The sequence below is a fragment of the Stenotrophomonas forensis genome (genome assembly GCF_028752115.1).
GTDB classification, from domain to species: domain Bacteria; phylum Pseudomonadota; class Gammaproteobacteria; order Xanthomonadales; family Xanthomonadaceae; genus Stenotrophomonas; species Stenotrophomonas forensis.
This window is the reverse complement of sequence record NZ_CP082270.1, coordinates 2527584-2544424: the sequence shown is the minus strand read 5'-3', so window position 1 is coordinate 2544424 and position 16841 is coordinate 2527584. Positions and strand designations below refer to the sequence as shown.

The 16841-nt window shown below is 66.1% G+C and carries 15 protein-coding genes; 10 read left to right on the top strand and 5 right to left on the bottom strand.

Translation table 11 applies throughout. The features are described 5' to 3' along the window. Positions 1-121 precede the first annotated feature (121 nt). The 3 genes from K5L94_RS11950 to msuE are packed head-to-tail and all read right to left on the bottom strand — an operon-like array spanning position 122 to position 2811. Complete coding sequence (locus tag K5L94_RS11950) at positions 122-1156, bottom strand: methionine synthase (protein WP_274510513.1); 1035 nt, start codon at positions 1154-1156, stop codon at positions 122-124. A gap of 38 nt (positions 1157-1194) precedes the next feature. After that, entirely contained in the window at positions 1195-2172 is a 978-nt protein-coding gene (locus K5L94_RS11945; RefSeq protein WP_053449800.1) for a DUF1852 domain-containing protein, read from the bottom strand. Between the two features lie 57 nt (positions 2173-2229). Further along, positions 2230-2811 (bottom strand): FMN reductase, encoded by a 582-nt coding sequence (gene msuE, locus K5L94_RS11940; RefSeq protein ID WP_053449799.1) that lies wholly within the window; start codon positions 2809-2811, stop codon positions 2230-2232. Positions 2812-2986: 175 nt separating this feature from the next. Here msuE and K5L94_RS11935 point away from each other — a divergent pair, with 175 nt between their 5' ends. From K5L94_RS11935 to K5L94_RS11925, 3 genes are all read left to right on the top strand, one after another. Next, on the top strand, positions 2987-3901 hold the full coding sequence (locus K5L94_RS11935) for a LysR family transcriptional regulator (protein WP_274510512.1): 915 nt from the start codon (positions 2987-2989) through the stop codon (positions 3899-3901). Next, positions 3901-4773 carry a methylenetetrahydrofolate reductase gene (locus K5L94_RS11930; protein ID WP_274510511.1) on the top strand — a complete coding sequence of 291 codons (873 nt, stop codon included), beginning with the start codon at positions 3901-3903 and terminating at the stop codon, positions 4771-4773. Before K5L94_RS11935 ends, K5L94_RS11930 begins: the two co-directional genes overlap by 1 nt. Before the next feature lie 80 nt (positions 4774-4853). After that, positions 4854-6359, top strand: a complete 1506-nt coding sequence (locus K5L94_RS11925; protein ID WP_274510510.1) for a class A beta-lactamase-related serine hydrolase — start codon at positions 4854-4856, stop codon at positions 6357-6359. 11 nt (positions 6360-6370) lie between these two features. On the opposite strand, the gene K5L94_RS11920 is transcribed toward K5L94_RS11925, so the two are convergent. After that, positions 6371-6649 (bottom strand): hypothetical protein, encoded by a 279-nt coding sequence (locus K5L94_RS11920; protein ID WP_274510509.1) that lies wholly within the window; start codon positions 6647-6649, stop codon positions 6371-6373. 190 nt (positions 6650-6839) lie between these two features. Between K5L94_RS11920 and K5L94_RS11915 the strand changes: the two genes are divergently transcribed. Both K5L94_RS11915 and K5L94_RS11910 read left to right on the top strand, forming a co-directional pair. Further along, positions 6840-7658 carry a S1 family peptidase gene (locus K5L94_RS11915; protein WP_164087494.1) on the top strand — a complete coding sequence of 273 codons (819 nt, stop codon included), beginning with the start codon at positions 6840-6842 and terminating at the stop codon, positions 7656-7658. A 102-nt stretch (positions 7659-7760) separates the two neighbouring features. Continuing rightward, positions 7761-8288: a DUF6622 family protein gene (locus K5L94_RS11910; protein ID WP_053449793.1), complete on the top strand. Its 528-nt coding sequence runs from the start codon at positions 7761-7763 to the stop codon at positions 8286-8288. A 57-nt stretch (positions 8289-8345) separates the two neighbouring features. Here the strand turns inward: K5L94_RS11910 and K5L94_RS11905 are convergent, their stop codons facing one another. Next, a complete protein-coding gene (locus tag K5L94_RS11905; protein WP_274510508.1) occupies positions 8346-9542 on the bottom strand; it encodes an MFS transporter in 1197 nt (398 codons plus the stop codon). An 89-nt stretch (positions 9543-9631) separates the two neighbouring features. Between K5L94_RS11905 and K5L94_RS11900 the strand changes: the two genes are divergently transcribed. From K5L94_RS11900 to K5L94_RS11880, 5 genes are all read left to right on the top strand, one after another. Beyond that, positions 9632-10312 (top strand): ArsR/SmtB family transcription factor, encoded by a 681-nt coding sequence (locus K5L94_RS11900; protein WP_274510507.1) that lies wholly within the window; start codon positions 9632-9634, stop codon positions 10310-10312. Between the two features lie 188 nt (positions 10313-10500). Next, positions 10501-10992, top strand: a complete 492-nt coding sequence (locus tag K5L94_RS11895; protein ID WP_080374918.1) for an RNA polymerase sigma factor — start codon at positions 10501-10503, stop codon at positions 10990-10992. Between the two features lie 2 nt (positions 10993-10994). Continuing rightward, positions 10995-12035: a FecR family protein gene (locus tag K5L94_RS11890; protein ID WP_274510506.1), complete on the top strand. Its 1041-nt coding sequence runs from the start codon at positions 10995-10997 to the stop codon at positions 12033-12035. A gap of 112 nt (positions 12036-12147) precedes the next feature. Beyond that, a complete protein-coding gene (locus K5L94_RS11885; RefSeq protein ID WP_274510505.1) occupies positions 12148-15216 on the top strand; it encodes a TonB-dependent receptor in 3069 nt (1022 codons plus the stop codon). A gap of 77 nt (positions 15217-15293) precedes the next feature. Further along, on the top strand, positions 15294-16697 hold the full coding sequence (locus tag K5L94_RS11880) for a CehA/McbA family metallohydrolase domain-containing protein (RefSeq protein ID WP_274510504.1): 1404 nt from the start codon (positions 15294-15296) through the stop codon (positions 16695-16697). Positions 16698-16841 lie beyond the last annotated feature (144 nt).

Sequence of the window (16841 nt, the reverse complement as noted above, 5' to 3'; positions counted from 1 at the left end):
TCTCGGCTGCGCCGGCACGCTACCAACAGCAGCACGCCCGCTGCACCCACAGCAGTTCGGAGGGAGGCGGCATCATACCCTGCGAACTGTGTTGCAGCGGGCAACCACGCCCGGGCCGGGGTCAGGCCGAGAGTTCCTCGCGCACGATCCTCGCTCCTTCGCTGAGCGCGCGCAGCTTGCCGCGTGCCACGTCGCGCGGTAGCGGTGCCATGCCACAGTTGGTGCTCGGGTACAGCTTGTCGGCATCGACGAACTGCAGCGCCCTGCGCAGGGTGCTGGCCACTTCCTCAGCCGTTTCCACCGTGCTGGAGGCCACGTCGATGGCGCCGACCATCACCTTCTTGCCGCGCACCAGTTCGATCAGGTCGATCGGCACGTGCGAGTTGTGGCATTCCAGCGAGATGATGTCCAGGCTGGACGTCTGCAGCTTCGGGAACGATTCCTCGTACTGGCGCCACTCCGAGCCCAGCGTCTGCTTCCAGTCGGTGTTGGCCTTGATGCCGTAGCCGTAGCAGATGTGCACGGCGGTTTCGCACTTCAGTCCTTCAACCGCCCGTTCCAGCGCGGCCACGCCCCAGTCGTTCACTTCGTCGAAGAACACATTGAAGGCCGGCTCGTCGAACTGGATGATGTCCACGCCGGCAGCCTCCAGCTCCCTCGCTTCCTCATTGAGGAGCTTCGCGAACTCCCACGCCAGCTTCTCGCGGCTCTTGTAGTGCGCGTCGTACAGCGTGTCGATCATGGTCATCGGGCCGGGCAGGGCCCACTTGATCGGCTGCGAGGTCTGCCGCCGCAGGAACTTCGCATCCTCCACGAACACCGGCTTCGGGCGGCTGACCGCGCCGACCACGGTGGGCACGCTGGCATCGTAGCGGTTGCGGATGCGCACGGTCTCGCGCTTCTCGAAATCGACGCCGCTGAGGTGCTCGATGAACGTGGTCACGAAGTGCTGCCGGGTCTGCTCACCGTCGCTGACGATATCGATGCCGGCATGCTGCTGTTCCTGCAGGGACAGGCGCAGCGCGTCCTGCTTGCCTTCGGTCAGGGCGTCGTCCTGCAGCTTCCAGGGCGACCAGAGCTTCTCGGGCTCTGCCAGCCAGGAGGGCTTGGGCAGGCTGCCGGCGGTGGAGGTGGGGAGCAGTTTCTTCGTCGACATTGCGTGTTGTTTCCTGGGGGCGAGTGGAAATCGATGGATCAGCGGGCAGCCCACTGCTCAAGCACGGCGCGGTACGGCTTGATGAAGTGCTCTTCGGTGAACCGGCCCTGCTTGACCGCCAGCTGGCTGCGCTCTTCGCGGTCGTAGACGATGCGGGTGGAGGAATAGTCCTGGTGCTTCAGGCTGGGCTGGTAGACCTTGCCGGCCACCGAGTTGGCGTTGTAGATCTCCGGGCGGTAGATCTTCTGGAACGCTTCCATGGTGCTGATGGTGCCGATCAGCTCCAGGTTCGAGTAGTCGCCCAGCAGGTCGCCGCGGAAGTAGAACGCCAGCGGCGCGACGCTGCCCGGCGGCATGAAGTAGCGCACCTGCAGCCCCATCTTGTCGAAGTACTGGTCGGTGGGGGAGAACTCGCCCTGCCGATACTCCACGCCCAGGATCGGGTGGTGGTTCTCGGTGCGGTGATAGGTCTTGCTGCTGGACACGCTGATGCAGATCACCGGCGCCTTGCTGAAGTTGGCGCGGTAGGCGTCCGACGCCAGGAAGTGCCTGAACAGCTTGCCGTGCAGGTCGCCGAAGCCGTCCGGAATGCCGAAGGTGGCCTTGCCCTCGTTGCTGGCCGGCAGCACCACGCTGAAGTCGTAGTCGCGCACATAGGACGAGAAGTTATTGCCGACGATGCCTTCGGTGCGCATGCCGGTCTGCGTGTCAACGATGGTTGGCCGCAGCACTTCGATCAGCGGGAACGGATCACTGCCATCGCCGCCGTCGATGTGCATCTCCACCGAGATGATGTCCAATTCGACCGCGTAACGGTCGGCATTGGGGTTGTCCCAGTGGGCCAGGTCGTTGAAGCGGTTGTTGATCATGCTGATCGTGTTGCGAAGGTTCTCCTGCCGCGACGCGCCACGGGCCAGGTTGGCGAAATTGGTGGTGATGCGCGTGCCGTCAGCGGGCTGGTAGTCTTCGTTGAAGGGGATGCGCGTGATGCTGAAGGTAAAGCTGTCGGTCGTCATGGGTGGCGTTCCGGGTTGCGGGGTCACATCCGAATGCAGGATTGCGGCATTCGGCATTCAAAGGGCTGCTGCGATCTCGGCGGTGGCCGGTGCGGCGCGGTGGGACAGGGCAAGCAGGGGCATCGCCCGCTGCACCGCCAGCCGCGCCCGCTGGATCAGCGCCTCGTTGTGCACGCGGCCATCGGCGAAATCGCGGTCGGTGGCATAGACACCCAGTGGCAGGGTGCGGGCCTGGAAGAAGCTGAAGAGCGGCCGCAGCTGGTGGTCGATCACCAGCGCGTGGCGTTCGCTGCCGCCAGTGGCGGCCAGCAGGATGGGGGTATCGACCAGCGCGTCCTGGTGGATGAAGTCGAAAAAGTGCTTGAACAGCCCCGTGTAGGAGCCGCGGTAGACCGGCGTGGCCACCACCAGCACGTCGGCCTGCTCGACCGCGGCCAGCTGCCGCTCCACCGCCTCGGGCAGCTGCGATCGCCACAGCGCGCCAGCCAGCTGCGGCGCCAGCTCGCCCAGCTCGATCAGGTGCGGTTCGCAGGCAACGTCTTCGCCGATCAGGTCCAGCAGGTGCTCGGCCAGGGTTGCAGCCCGCGAGGGGCGCTGCAGTCCGCCAGAGACGGCGACGATACGGAGGGGGCGGGTCATCGGTTTGCTTTCAGCTGGGGAGGGGCTGCTTCGGGCGGTCTGCGCGGACGCAGTCCTGCGGGCCGGCGGGGTGACCGGGCGTACAGGCAACCGAAGGCATGAGCCGATGCTAGCCATGCCCTTCCATGACGTAAAATGGTATTACTTCACCAATCCATGAGCGGGATTCATCATCATGCTGGAGCGTATCCACCTCAGCATCGTGCAGCAGGTCGAGCAGCAGGGCTCGTTGACCGCCGCTGCCGGCGTCCTCAACCTGACCCAGTCGGCGCTCAGCCACAGCATGAAGAAGCTGGAGCAGCAGCTCGGCACCGATGTCTGGTTGCGCGAAGGCCGCAGCCTGCGCCTGACCCAGGCCGGGCAGTACCTGCTGGCGGTGGCCAATCGCGTGCTGCCGCAGCTGGACCTGGCCGAGGAGCGATTGGGCCAGTTCGCGCAGGGCGAGCGCGGCGCGCTGCGCATCGGCATGGAATGCCACCCCTGCTACCAGTGGCTGCTGAAGATCGTCTCGCCCTACCTGGCCGCGTGGCCGGACGTGGACGTGGACGTCAAGCAGAAGTTCCAGTTCGGCGGCATCGGCGCGCTGTTCGGCTACGAGATCGACCTGCTGGTCACGCCCGATCCGCTGCTCAAGCCCGGCCTGAAGTTCGTGCCCGTGTTCGACTACGAGCAGGTGCTGGTGGTGGCCAGCAGCCACGCCTTGGCCAAGGTAGACCACGTAAAGCCGCGCCAGCTCGGCCAGGAAGTGCTGATCAGCTACCCGGTGCCGTTCGAGCGGCTGGACATCTACAACCAGTTCCTGCTGCCGGCCGGCATCACGCCGCGTCGCCACAAGACCATTGAAACCACCGACATCATGATGCAGATGGTGGCCAGCGGGCGCGGCGTCGCCGCCATGCCGCGCTGGCTGGTGGAAGAGTACGCCGCGCGCATGGACGTGGTGCCGGTGCGACTGGGCGCGAAGGGCATACCCAAGCAGATCTACCTGGGGGCACGCGAGGCGGACACCGCCATCGACTACCTGCAGGCCTTCGTCGAACTGGCCCGCAACAGCACGCCCATCGCCGGCAACGTGCGCGGGGGCGGGTGATGTCCGCACGTGCGCCTGCCCGGGCAGCGGCTTTCATCAACAGGTATTCACTGGAGGTCAGTGCGAAGGCCCTGCCTGCGTTGCGCGCCGAAGCAGATCGCATCGCGCCGGGCACGACCATTTCCATTCCGTACCTGGCAAGCGAAGACGACAACGCGCGTCTGGCAGCGGCACGCATCGTGCGCCAGCTGGGTTTCGAGCCGATGCCACATCTGTCGGCGCGCCGCATCGAGTCGCGGGCTGCGCTTGAGCGTTTCATGCAGCGTGCCGCCAGTGAGGCCGGGGTGGAACGATGCCTGTTGATCGCCGGCGATCTGGCGGCGCCGGCCGGGCCGTTCGCCGACAGTGCCGCGATCATCGACACCGGCATTCTCGAAGGCGCCGGCATCAAGGTGGTCGCCATCGGCGGGCACCCGGAAGGCCATCCGGTGATGGGCAGTGGCGAACGCTGGCAGGTGCTTGAACGCAAGTGCCAGGCCATCGAAGCACGGCGCATGGCGCCGCTGATCATCACCCAGTTCGCCTTTGATGCCGACATCGTCCTGGCCTGGCTGGATGATCTGCGCTCCCGCGGCATCCGCGTTCCGGTGCTGGTGGGCGTGCCAGGGCCGGCCAGCATCACGCGGCTGGCGCGCTACGCCGCGATGTGTGGCGTGGGAGCCAGTGCCTCGATGCTGGCGCGGTACGGCATCTCGATCGGCCGGTTGCTGGGAACGGCCGGGCCGGAGGTGTTTGTCGACCACCTCGTGCGGGGGCTGACCGACGCCCATGGCGCGGTCAGTCCGCACTTCTTTCCGTTTGGCGGCATCGCACCGTCGCTGGCGTGGATCGAGCGCTATCGGCAGCGCGCACTGGCGTCCAGCCCATCATAGGCCATCAGTCATGGCGGCCGGGACGCGTTCGCGGCAGCCCGGCACCGCTACACTGCGGCATCGACTCGTGAGGTAGGTAGATGCCCAGCGCCATCCTGCAGTTCTCCATGGAGTGGAAGCGGTCAGTGCTGAGGATGGTTTCCGCAGCGGCGGGTTCGCTGGTGTTGCTGGCCGGCATCGCCGGGCAGGCGAGGGCGGCCGCTGGCCCGGCCGAGATCGCGCAGCTGGTGGACAGTTATGCAGCGAATCGTGATTTCAACGGCGTCGTGCTTGTCGCCCAGCACGGGCGCATCCTGTATCGGGGCGCCCATGGACTGGCCAACCGCGAATGGCAGGTGCCGAACGTCGAGGATGGTGTTTTCCGCATCGGCTCGCTGAGCAAGCCGATCACCGCCATCCTGGTGATGCAGCTGGTGCAGGAAAACACATTACGGCTGGACGGCACGCTGGGCGAGTACCTGCCCGCGCTCTATGCCGGCACGCCTGCGGCTGCGGTCACGGTGGCGCAGCTGTTGAATCACACGTCCGGCATTGCCGACCTGCCGCGCAGTTACGAAGACCCGTGGTGGCAGACGCAGGCCCGGCTCTCGCTGGCGCCCGATGACTTCGCCAAAGCGTGGATTCCCGGCACGCTGCAGAGCGCGCCGGGGGCCGAGTGGCGCTACAACAACAATGGCTATTTCCTGCTCGGGCTGATCATCGAGAAGGCAACGGGTGCCAGCTACGAGGCCAACCTGCAGCGCCGGATCCTGGGCAAGGCCGGCATGACCAACAGCGGGCTGTACAGCACCAGCGCACTCATCCCGCGCCTGGCGACCGGCTACCAGACCCGGCCGGACTTCAGCCTGGCCCGCCCGATGCCCATCGATCCGAGCGTCTCGTTCTCGGCCGCCGGCCTGTACTCCACCGTTGACGATCTGCTGCGGCTGGACCAGGCCCTGCAGGATGATTCGCTGCTGAGCGCGCCTTCGCGGCAGGCCATGTGGACCAACCATCGCTCGGGCTATGGCTACGGCTGGGAAGTGGAGAACTGGCCCTTGCCTGCAGGTGGCAGCTACCCGGTGGAATCGCATACAGGCAGCGTTCCGGGCTACCAGACCTACTGGCTCCGCGCCGGGCAGGACCAGTCGGTGGTGATCGTGCTGGACAACTATTGGCAGGGCGAAACCGCAGCGAGTCTCGGCAAGGAACTGATGGGCGTGCTGCACGGCATGCCGGTTACCCTGGCCCGGAAGAATCTGGGCACCCTGCTGGTGCCGGCCGCACTGTCAGCGGGTGTGCCGGGCATGACCCGCGCCTACGAGGCACTGGGGCCTTCGGCCAGCCAGTACGACACCTCCGAGAAGGCGCTGAACTCGCTGGGCTATCGCCTGTTGAGGATGAAGCGCGTGCCGGAATCAGTGGCCGTGTTCCAGTGGAATGCCCGCGCGCACCCGCAATCGGCGAATGTGCATGACAGCCTGGGCGAAGCCTACCGGGCCAATGGCCAGCGCAAGCAGGCGATCAACAGCTACCGCACGGCGGCGGCGCTGGCACCCAATGATGCGCGCCTGCGCGCCGTATTGAAGGAGCTGGAACAGGAGTAGGGCCTGGCCCTTCAGCCCGGCAGTTCGCACTTCATCCGGCCGTCCACATAGTAGGGCTTGGGTACGTTGGGGTTCTCGCTGGTCTTCTCGAACACCACTTCGAACGAGGCGGCATCGGGCGAGCCCTTGCGGTCGGCACACGCATCCTGCAGTTTCTTCTTCACCGCCGTGATGCCGGCTTCGCGGTTGGCGCCGTCGGCGCTGTTGGTCAGGTTCACGGTCTCGGCCGAGGCCAGCGGGCTCAGGGCGAGCAGGCTGCCGGTCAGCAGCAGGGTGTGCAGCTTGGTCATGGGTCGCGCCTCGTGGGTTTGCATGAAGCTCCAGCATAGGGCCGGGCCGTTAACGGCATGTGGCCGGAGCCTCTTCGAAGGCGGTTTTCACTGCGTTCGTCGTTGAACGTGGAGGTCCGGTCGCAGGCACTGACTTTGCGGGAAGTGTTCGGCTAGGCTGCTGCAACTGAACGCAACGACAAAGGTCCACATGATTCGCTGGCTGCTCCTCGCGTTCGCCGCCCTGCCATCCGTTGCCGGGGCCGTCGTGATCCGGCACGATGTGGACGATGCCCGATACCGGATCGATGGATCCGAATTTCCAGCCCTGGCCGACATGCCGGGCGAGGGGCAGGGCGTTCTGATCGCGCCGCGATGGGTGCTGACTGCAGCGCATGCCGCACCGATGGAAGGAATGGGGCAGGCGATCGCCATCAATGGAACCGACTACGGCGTGGAGCGGGTGATACTGCACCCCGGCTACAGGAAGATGCCCGATGCGCTGGGCAAGGAGGCGCTGGCGACGGGCAGCCCCGCGAAGATCCACGCGTTCCTGGCCGGATCGGATGACATTGCGTTGATCCGGCTCGCAGCGCCGGTGAACGATGTGCCACCCGTGGCGCTCTATCGCGGCAATGCCGAGGTCACGCAGGCCGCCACCCTGATAGGCAAGGGCGCCACAGGCAATGGTGCGGTTGGGCTGGTGCCGGGAGGATCGCATCGAACCGCCTTGCGGCGCGCATGCAACGCCATTACCGGCGGCAACGATCGCTATCTCTGGTATCGGTTCGATGCGCCGCCGCAGGGCCTGCCGCTCGAGGGGGTGCTCGGCAACGGCGACAGCGGTGGACCGTTGCTGGTCGAGGATCATGGAACCTGGCAGTTGGTCGGCTTGGGCTCCTGGATCAGCGCCGTTCCCGAGCATGCTCTCGAGGCGGGCTTTTACGGCCAGGTGGTGCACAACGTTCGGGTGTCGCGGTATGTGGATTGGATCGAGAGCGTCCTCGTCTCATTCCGTTCCCCCAAGTAACCCTCGATGGCTGACAGCTGTCACTGGCCGCAACTGGGCTGGAAGCGAATAGTGAGCACCAAGGCGGAGACGCTCCGCCACCATTCAGCCGAGGGACGACCCATGAACATGCTCCAGCACCTTGTGTCGCAGACGCCTACCTGGGTCTGGCTGCTTCTGGCCTTCCTGGTCACGCGCGGTATTGCCGCCATGAAGCCGGGCGAAACGTCCCTGCAGAAGCTGGCCGTGGTGCCTGTGCTGTTCACCGTATGGGGTGCCTGGTCGATCAGCCACCGCTACGGGATGTCCCTGAGTACCTGGGCTGAGTGGCTGGCCGGCATCGGCTCGGGCGCGGCGCTGGGGTGGCTGCTGCTGGGCCACGTGAAGCTGACGTTCGACAGCGCCACCGGGAAGCTCTGGCGCAATGCGGACTACAGCGTGTTGCCGCTGCTGCTGGTCACGTTCCTGGTGAAGTACGGCTTCGAAGTCGCCTTTGCGATCTCGCCCGCATTGACCAACCATGCCGGCGCCAGCGCGGCGTACCTGCTGCTGTCGGGTGGATTCACCGGCCTGTTCATTGGCAAGTACTGCCGCTACCTGGCTTCGTTGCGGCTGGACGCGGCGGGCAAGGGGCTGGGGATCGCGGGCTGAGTTCCGCTCGAGCGTGACGCGTCACAGTAATAGCCCTCTGCCGACGCAACGCCGCATCTACACACCCGATGCCAGGGCGGCGCGCCGCCCTTTGCGCCCAAGCCAGGCCAGTGCCGCCGCCGCGGCCAGCAGCCACGGAATCAGCATCAGGTTCATGCGCTGCCAGCCAAGCGCATCCAACAGGCCTCCTGCACCAAACGAACAGCCCAGACCGACAACGAAGATGGTCATGTCGTTGATCGCCTGTGCCCGGGCGCGCTCGGCCTGCGTGTAGGTCGTGGTGAGCAGTGCCGTGCCTCCCACGTACATGAAGTTCCAGCCCACGCCGAGCATGACCAGTGCCGTCGCAAAGGAGCCGAATCCAGTGCCGGTGGTCGTCATCAGTACATGCCCGACGAAGATCACCGCACCGGCCAGCATGATGCGGACAGCGCCAAAACGAGCGATCAGCGATCCGGTAAGGAACGAGGGCAGGAACATGCCCAGCACATGGAGCTGGATCACCGTTGCGGCACTGCCAAGGGCGTGATGGTGGTGGACCATGGCAATGGGCGTCGCCGTCATCGCCAGGATCATGATTCCATAGCCGGTCGCAGCGCCGAACAGCGCCACCAGGTACGCGGGATGGAACACGATCTGCTGCCATGGGCGCCCGGCGGGCTCACCCGGCTCGGTTTTCGAGGTGGCCGGCATTCGCAATCCCGCCAGCACCCCGGTCGCCACCAGCGAGACCACGGCGAGGATGATGAAGGAGCCTTGATATTCCGCCTGCAACAACGGGCCGCCCAGGCGGGCCAGCGATGGCCCGACCAGCGCCGCAATGATGCCGCCCGCCATCACCAGCGAAATCGCCCGGGGGCGGAATGCTTCGTCTGCCACCTCGCTGGCGGCGAAACGATAGAACTGCGCGAAGGCCTGGTATGCGCCCACCAGCAGCGTGCCGGCAGCCAGCAAGGCCATCGAATGCCGGGCGATTCCCAGCGCAGCAATGCCGCCGCCGGCCAGGCCCAACAGCGAGCCGCAGATGAATCCGACCCGCCGCCCGGCCCTGGCCATCCACATGGCGGCGGGGAAGGTGGTCAATGCCGTTCCCAGGAACATGGTCGCGATGGGGAGGGTGGCCCACTGCGGGGCAGCGGCGAGGTGAGCACCCGCCAGCCCGCCGACGGTCATGACGATCACCGAGACAATCTGCAACAGCGCCTGGGCGCTGGCCAGCAGGAACACCTGCCGATGCATGGGGTTGCCGGGCATGGGGACGGTTCTTGGATAGGATGGGTGCCGTGACGCGGGTTCAGCCAGTGACTGGACTTACATTCAATCAATATGCAGAATGTTTGAGTATGGACAAGGCAAAGTCAATCCCCCAGCCCAGGCAGGCGATCTATCACGCCCTGGCTGACGTCGCCCAGGCGATCGGCCATGTCCACCGGCTGGAGCTGCTGGAGGCGATTTCGCAGGGGCCGCGCAGCGTCGAGGCGCTGGCAGAAGCGACCGGGTTGAGCGTGGCCAATACCTCGCGGCACCTGCAGTTGCTGCGGCGGGCCCGGCTGGTGGAGCCCGATCGCCAAGGCAAGCGTATCTATTACAGCCTGTCCGGCGAGGCCGAGGTCGTTGCGCTGCTGCGGGCGCTGGGCTGCTTCGGCGAGCGCAATGTTGCCGAAGTGCAGGGTGTCATGCGGGATTTCTTCGATCAGCGCGACGCCCTTGAACCCGTATCGCGCGAAGCGCTGCTGGAGCGCCTGGTGACGGATGGAGTGACCCTTCTGGATGTTCGGCCTTCGTCGGAGTACGCCCTGGGCCATCTTCCCGGTGCCTTGAACGTTCCCGCCTCGGAACTGGAGGCGGCATTGATCAACCTGCCCAAGGACAGGGAGATCGTGGCCTACTGCCGAGGCCCGTATTGCGTGATGTCCTTCGAGGTCGTGGAAAAACTGAGGGCGCTGGGCTTCACTGTGCGGCGCCTGGAGGATGGCTTTCCCGAATGGAAAGCGGCCGGTTTCGAAGTGATTACCGGGCCGTAGGATGCCAGTCACGGCGTAGAGGGGCCAGCCTGGATGCCGCCGATACGTAGCCGGGTGGGAGAAGGAGCATCTCCATGGCCAACGTGAAGTCGTCATGAAGGCGTCACACCGCGCCCGTACCTTGCGGCGCACTTCAGGGGGCAGGGGCGACGCAGGTGGCCGAACAGGCAAGACGGCGCCTGGCGCGCATGTTCGAAGAGCACGCGCCGCTATTGCGTGGCTTCTTCGTGCGACGCGGTGCGCGGCAGGACGCCGAAGACCTGGTGCAGGAAACCTATCTGCGCCTGCTGCGTGCGCATGAAGGCAAGGGCGAGCCGATCGCCAACCCCGAAGCGTACCTGTTCACCGTCGCGCAGAATCTGGCGCGCGAGCAGGCCGCGCGCCGGCGCTGGTCGACCCTGTCCATCGAAGAGATCGAAGGCCCGGGCCAAAACCTGGCCAGCGGGGAATGCGTGGAAGACGCCGCCGAACGGGAGCAGCGCCGCCAACGGCTGCAGACGTTGCTGGAGACCCTGCCCGAACACACCCGGGCGGTGCTGGTCATGCAGTACCGCGATGGTCTGAGCTACAAGCAGATCGCCGAACGCATGGGCGTGTCAGCGCATATGGTGAAGAAGCATGTGGTGCGCGGGCTTTCGGTGTGCCGCCGGGCGCTGGCCGAACCGGCAGGGAGGTCGTGAGCGTGGCCACTGAACATCCATCGGCGCTGACCCTGGCCGCCGCGCAGTGGCACGCGCTGCAGCGCGAAGGCGACCTCAGCCCTTCGCAGCAGCACGCCTTCATGCAGTGGCTGCTGGTTTCCCCCGAACACCTGCGCGAGTACATGGCCATCAGCGAGGTGGCCGGTGCACTGGCCGATGCGCTGCGCGACATGCCGGATGACGTCGACGCACTGTTGAAGGCTCCCGCGCCGACGCGCAATGATCACAACGTCGTGCGGTTGTCGCCACGCGCGGTCACTGCATCGAACCAGCGCCGGGCCCGGCCCACACCCGGCTTGCCGCGCATCGCGGCAGCAGCGGCGCTGATGCTCGCTGTAGGCGTAGGCGCCACCGCTGCTTGGCCGCGCACCGGGCACTATGTGGCCGCACATGGCATGCCGCGGCAGGTAACGCTGCCAGACAGCACCGTCGTGCGCCTGGACGCTGAAAGCGAAATTTCGGTGCGCATGACCCTGCTGGGGCGGCGCGTCGAGCTTGAACGTGGCCAAGCCAGCTTTGTCGTAGCCAAGGACCGGCGCCCGTTCGCAGTACATGCTGCTGGCCTGCAGGTGACGGACATCGGCACCACGTTCGATGTTTCCCTGCTGCGCGAGCAGGCCCGCATCGGGGTCAGCGAAGGGCGCGTGCACGTCCGCGGCGATGGTGGCCGCGGACGCATGCTAGCCGACCTGGGCGCCGGGCAGGCCGCACAGGTCGACTACCGTGACCAGCGCGTGCGCATCCGCGAGGAGGATGCCGCCAGCATGACGGCATGGTGGACGGGGCGGGTGCTGTTCCGCGACGAGGCGCTGCGCGACGTGGCCGACCGCTTCAACCGGCGCAACGCGCTGCGCCTGCACGTGAGTGATGACGCTGGTGCGCTGCGCCTGACCGGCAACCTGCGCGCGGATGACGTGGCGTCGCTGCGCGCGTTCCTCGACCAGCAACCGACGCTGGTCACGCAGGTGGCACCGGACGGAATCCATGTACGGTTGCGCGCTGGAGCGCCGCAGGCGCTGTAAGAAAAAATTCATCGAATAAGTGGTGCCCGATCGGCGCGCTGCGCCCTCGTAGATGGGGAATGCAGGAACACACCTGTTCCGCGACCACCGCCATTCCCTACTGGACCCTACGATGCGCCGCACCCTGTTCCTTTCCATTGCCCTTGCACTGCAGATCACCGCCACGGCCGGCGCCAACGCCGCAGAACCGGCACGCGTCGCCAGCGAAGCGATCGCCTCGCAGCCGCTGGATGGGGCGCTCAACGCGCTGTCGCGCCAGACTGGCCTGCAGTTCGTCTACAACGCGCAGAATGCGGGCAATCCGCGCACGCCGGGCGTACCGGCCGGCCTGAGCGCGGACGCAGCGCTGACCCGCCTGCTGGCCGGCACCGGCCTGCGCTACCGCTATCTCAATGCCACCACGGTGACCATCGAAGCACAGGACGCCAGCGCGCCGGCCGCCACCTCCGCGCTGGCAGCACCCGAGGCGGCAGTGGGCGCAGTTGCGGCAACGGCACCGGCCGGCGCTGCGAGTTCCGATGCGCAGGCGGCCAACCTTGAAACCATCCAGGTCACCGGCAGCTACAGCCGCAGCCTGGAGAAGGCCGTGGACATCAAGCGCGCCACGGTGGGCTTTTCGGATTCGATCGTTGCGACCGACGTGGCCGATTTTCCCGAACAGAATCTCGCTGAAGCCCTGCAGCGCATGCCCGGCGTGACCATCGAGCGCAACAAGGGCCTGGGCACCAAGGTCAATGTGCGTGGCCTGCCTTCGGAGTACACCCACGTTTCGATCAACGATCTGGCGACCGCCTCGGGCAGTGGCGGTCGCGATGTAGAGTTCGACATGTTCGCCTCGGAGATCATCCAGCAGGTGACCGTGCAGAAGTCGCCCACCGCCGTCGACGAAGAGGGCGGCATTGCCGGCTCGGTGAAGATTTCCACGGCTCGCCCGTTCGACTACAACGAACGCAAGCTGGTGTTCTCCGCCGAAGGCGCGCACAACAGCATCTCGGAGGAGGTGGACCCGCGTTTTGCCTTCCTTGCCGCCGATACCTGGGGTGACTGGGGCGCGCTGGTCTCGTACTCGCAGTCCAAGCGCACCAACCGCACCGACTCCACCTCGGGCATCAACTTCCGGCCGTCCTCGCGCTTCCTCACCGCCTCGGGCACCCGCGGTACCCAGGCGCAGGCCGTGCTGCTGCGCGATGCGGGCGTCAACATCACCAATCGCAATGATGCCGAGCAGACCAACCGGGTCGTGTTCCAGGACAAGGTGGGTGATCGCGTCTACCTCAACGAACAGGACAAGTGGGGCGCCACAGGGTCGCTGCAGTACAAGCCCAGCAACAACTTCAGCCTGACCTTCGACGCGATGGTCGGCGGCTATGACAGCACCGAAGATGAGTACGACGCTGCCGCCTATTCGGCGTCCAGCCGCAGTACGTTCGACACCATCCATGCCTACGATGCCACTACGCTGTCCGAGTACGGCATGGTGGTGCTGCGTGATGTGTCCTACACCGCCACCCAGCACGAGATGCTGAGCAAGGAGCGGATCAACAAGACCGACTACAGCCAGTACAGCATGGCGATGGACTGGAAGGGCGACCGCTGGTACGTGGATGCGCTGGTGGGCTACTCCGGCGCGGAGAAGACCTCGGATTTCTCCAACCTCAAGCACGTGGCCTATGCGCCGTCGCGCACCCGCTGGACCGGCAGCAGCGGTGAGACCATCCCGACCGCCGCCGCCGGCAGCTTCGACATGTACAACGACCCGAGCCGGTACCTGTTCGAGGCCTACGAGACCACGCTGGAGAAGGTGAAGGATGACAAGTACGCCGCCCAGGTCAATGTCACGCGCCTGCTGGACATGGCCTTCCTGCCCGCGCTGCACACGGTCCGGTTCGGTGCACGCTATACCGACCGCTCCAAGGAGCGCCAGTACGGCGAGCTGAAGATCACCGGGCCGAGCGCGGGCAGCAGCGCCTGGGTCAACACCCGCACGATGGCCGACAGCCCGCTGCAGTACATCGACGACATCGTTCCCGGTGGCAGCTATTCCAACAACGGGCTGGCCTGGCAGCAGATCTCCAACGACTACGCACGCAGCGCGTTCCGCTACACGGGCTTCCAGACCCCGTTCGATCCTGGCCAGTTCTACCAGGTGGACGAGAAGGTGATGAGCTTCTACGCGATGGCCGACTTCGCCTTCGATATCGGCAGCGTGCCGTTCACCGTCAATGCGGGTGCGCGCTACGTGGATACCAAGGTCGATTCGTTCGGCTATCACCCGATCCAGCTGCCCAACGGCAGCACCGGCTACACCGACACCCCGGTGTCGAAGGACGGCAGCTATGACGACCTGCTGCCCAGCTTCAACATGACCGCCGAGCTGTCGCACGGCCTGCTGCTGCGCGCGGCGGCGTCCAAGGTGATGATGCGCCCGGCGCTGGCCGACATCGCCTACAAGCGCACCGCCAGCTGGGGCTCCTACCGTTTCACCGATGGCAATCCTGAGCTGAAGCCCACCTATGCCAAGCAGTGGGAGATCGGCCTGGAGAAGTACCTGGACAACGGCGCGCTGTTCGCCGCCAGCTACTTCCGCAAGAACATCGATGGCGTGGTGATCAACTCCCTGACCGGCGTGGTGCAGGATGTGGCGGTATACAACGCCAACGGCAGCCTCAATGGCATCTACGATTTCGACGTCTACCAGCCGGTGAATGCCAAGGGTTCCTACCAGGTCGATGGCGTTGAACTGGTGGCGCAGCTGCCGCTGAACATGTTCACGCCGTGGCTGGACGGGTTTGGCATCAATGCCAACTACACCATGCTGGACAGCTCGCTGGCCGGCGAATCCAGCCTGGGCATCCGCACCCCGATGCCGGGGCTGTCGGAGAAGACCTGGAACCTCACCGCCTACTATGAGAATTCGCGCTTCGACGCGCGCGTGTCCTACAACCACAAGGGCGCCTACGTCGAATCGATCGGCTACAACCTGTACCCGATCTGGCGCGATGCCTATGGCCAGATGGATGTGTCGATCGGCTACCGCATCACCGACAACATCAAGATCAGCCTGAAGGGCATCAACCTCACCAACGAGCGGACCAGCGGTTACACCATGGACCCGTCCTTCCCGACCATGGATGAGACCTCGGGCCGTCGCATCAGCCTGGGCCTGCGCGCGGACTTCTAAGCAGGCATCCACGCACCGGCAGCGTGCGGACCCGCAAGGGTCCGTGCGTCGTCCGCGCGCTTTTCAGAGGTGAACCCATGAAGAACCTTGTAATGCTGGCGCTGTTCGCAGCGGCGGCCCCGGCATTGTCCGCCCCGGCGGCGGCAAGGCCGGCAGACGACGCTGGCCGCCAATGGCTGGCCGGTGACCACCACGTGCACAGCGAATGGAGCGTGGACTGGGACCGCCGCACCACGCCGCCCACGCCGGTGCGTGGTGGCGACTCGCCGTACAGCCGCAGCCACAACGCGGCACAGGCCAGGGCCTTCGGCCTACGCTGGATGGTCCACACCGACCACGGTGGCCCCGGCCACTCCGCGGTCACCCGCGACCACGCCTATCCGGCGCTGCTGCAGGCGCGTACCGACGTCCCTGAGGTGATCCAGTTCAATGGCATGGAATTCGATGTGCCGGCCGGCGAGCACGCCTCGCTGATCATCGCGCCGGGCCCGCAGGAGCGGGAGCAGCTGGTCATCGCCGAGCGGGACTTCAGCCGCAGCGAGCCACTGCACGGCAGCCGCGATAGCGAACAGCAGATGCAGGCAGCGCTGGCCTACCTGCGCGGGCTGGTCCCTGCGCCGCTGATGTTCATCAACCATCCTTCGCGTACCGCGACCGGCATCGGTGAGTGGGGCGAGGTAACGCCGGACGAGCTGCGCGGCTGGCATGCAGCCGCACCCCAGGTACTGGTGGGCATGGAGGGCGCCCCCGGGCACCAGGCCATCCGCAGCGAACGCGGGCTGTACCGTAACGCGGCCGCGCCGACACTGGGCGGCTACGACCAGATGACCGCGCAGGTCGGTGGCATCTGGGACCAGATGCTGGCTGATGGCATCCGCTTCTGGATTACCGCCAACTCCGACTCGCATGTGAACCTGCGCGATGGCGGACGTGATTACGACCCGGGCGAGTACAGCAAGACGTACGCATGGGCGCGGCCGGAGGCCGAAGACATCCTGGATGCCCTGCGCAACGGCCGCATGTTCACCGTCACCGGCGACCTGATCGACGCCCTGCAGCTGCGGGTAGCCGCGGGCGACTCCAGCGCCGGAATGGGCGGCACGCTGGTGCTGCCGGCAGTGCAGACGATGCAGCTGGAGGTGCGGGCACGGCAGCCGGCGCGCGCCAACGCGAGCGGACAGCACCCGGCGCTGGAGCGCATCGAGCTGATCGTGGGCAGCAGGGATGAGGGCGGTGCGCTGCAGATGCAGCGGCGCGGATTCGACACGGCAACCTGGCAGCGTGACGGCGACTGGATCGTGGCGCGCTGGTCAGTGCCGGTGCCGCCGCGCGGTGGCTTCGTGCGGGTGCGGGGCAACAGCACCGGTGCGGTGGATGCACTGGCGGACGCGCCCGGCGAGGATCCGTGGGCGGATCTGTGGTTCTATTCCAACCCCGTCTTCGTCAGGGTTGCCGAAGGTGCTGGCCCGTCGCGCGAGTGATGTAGCACCGGCGCGCCTTTCGCGAGGGGGCGCGGGCAGGGCGGGGGAGTTCCAATTGCAAATGACTCTCACTACACTTGCAGGTCTCCACCCCTCTGTCGCCTAGTGCGGCCCATCCGCCGGCTATCCAAGTGAATGTCCCGC

Coding starts and splice junctions, on each gene's coding strand:
- K5L94_RS11905 (WP_274510508.1), bottom strand. CDS start 9,542: ATGCCCGGCAACCCCATGCATCGGCAGGTGTTCCTGCTGGCCAGCGCC.
- K5L94_RS11945 (WP_053449800.1), bottom strand. CDS start 2,172: ATGACGACCGACAGCTTTACCTTCAGCATCACGCGCATCCCCTTCAAC.
- K5L94_RS11900 (WP_274510507.1), top strand. CDS start 9,632: ATGGACAAGGCAAAGTCAATCCCCCAGCCCAGGCAGGCGATCTATCAC.
- K5L94_RS11925 (WP_274510510.1), top strand. CDS start 4,854: ATGCCCAGCGCCATCCTGCAGTTCTCCATGGAGTGGAAGCGGTCAGTG.
- K5L94_RS11895 (WP_080374918.1), top strand. CDS start 10,501: ATGTTCGAAGAGCACGCGCCGCTATTGCGTGGCTTCTTCGTGCGACGC.
- K5L94_RS11935 (WP_274510512.1), top strand. CDS start 2,987: ATGCTGGAGCGTATCCACCTCAGCATCGTGCAGCAGGTCGAGCAGCAG.
- K5L94_RS11880 (WP_274510504.1), top strand. CDS start 15,294: ATGAAGAACCTTGTAATGCTGGCGCTGTTCGCAGCGGCGGCCCCGGCA.
- K5L94_RS11910 (WP_053449793.1), top strand. CDS start 7,761: ATGAACATGCTCCAGCACCTTGTGTCGCAGACGCCTACCTGGGTCTGG.
- K5L94_RS11885 (WP_274510505.1), top strand. CDS start 12,148: ATGCGCCGCACCCTGTTCCTTTCCATTGCCCTTGCACTGCAGATCACC.
- msuE (WP_053449799.1), bottom strand. CDS start 2,811: ATGACCCGCCCCCTCCGTATCGTCGCCGTCTCTGGCGGACTGCAGCGC.
- K5L94_RS11920 (WP_274510509.1), bottom strand. CDS start 6,649: ATGACCAAGCTGCACACCCTGCTGCTGACCGGCAGCCTGCTCGCCCTG.
- K5L94_RS11950 (WP_274510513.1), bottom strand. CDS start 1,156: ATGTCGACGAAGAAACTGCTCCCCACCTCCACCGCCGGCAGCCTGCCC.
- K5L94_RS11915 (WP_164087494.1), top strand. CDS start 6,840: ATGATTCGCTGGCTGCTCCTCGCGTTCGCCGCCCTGCCATCCGTTGCC.
- K5L94_RS11930 (WP_274510511.1), top strand. CDS start 3,901: ATGTCCGCACGTGCGCCTGCCCGGGCAGCGGCTTTCATCAACAGGTAT.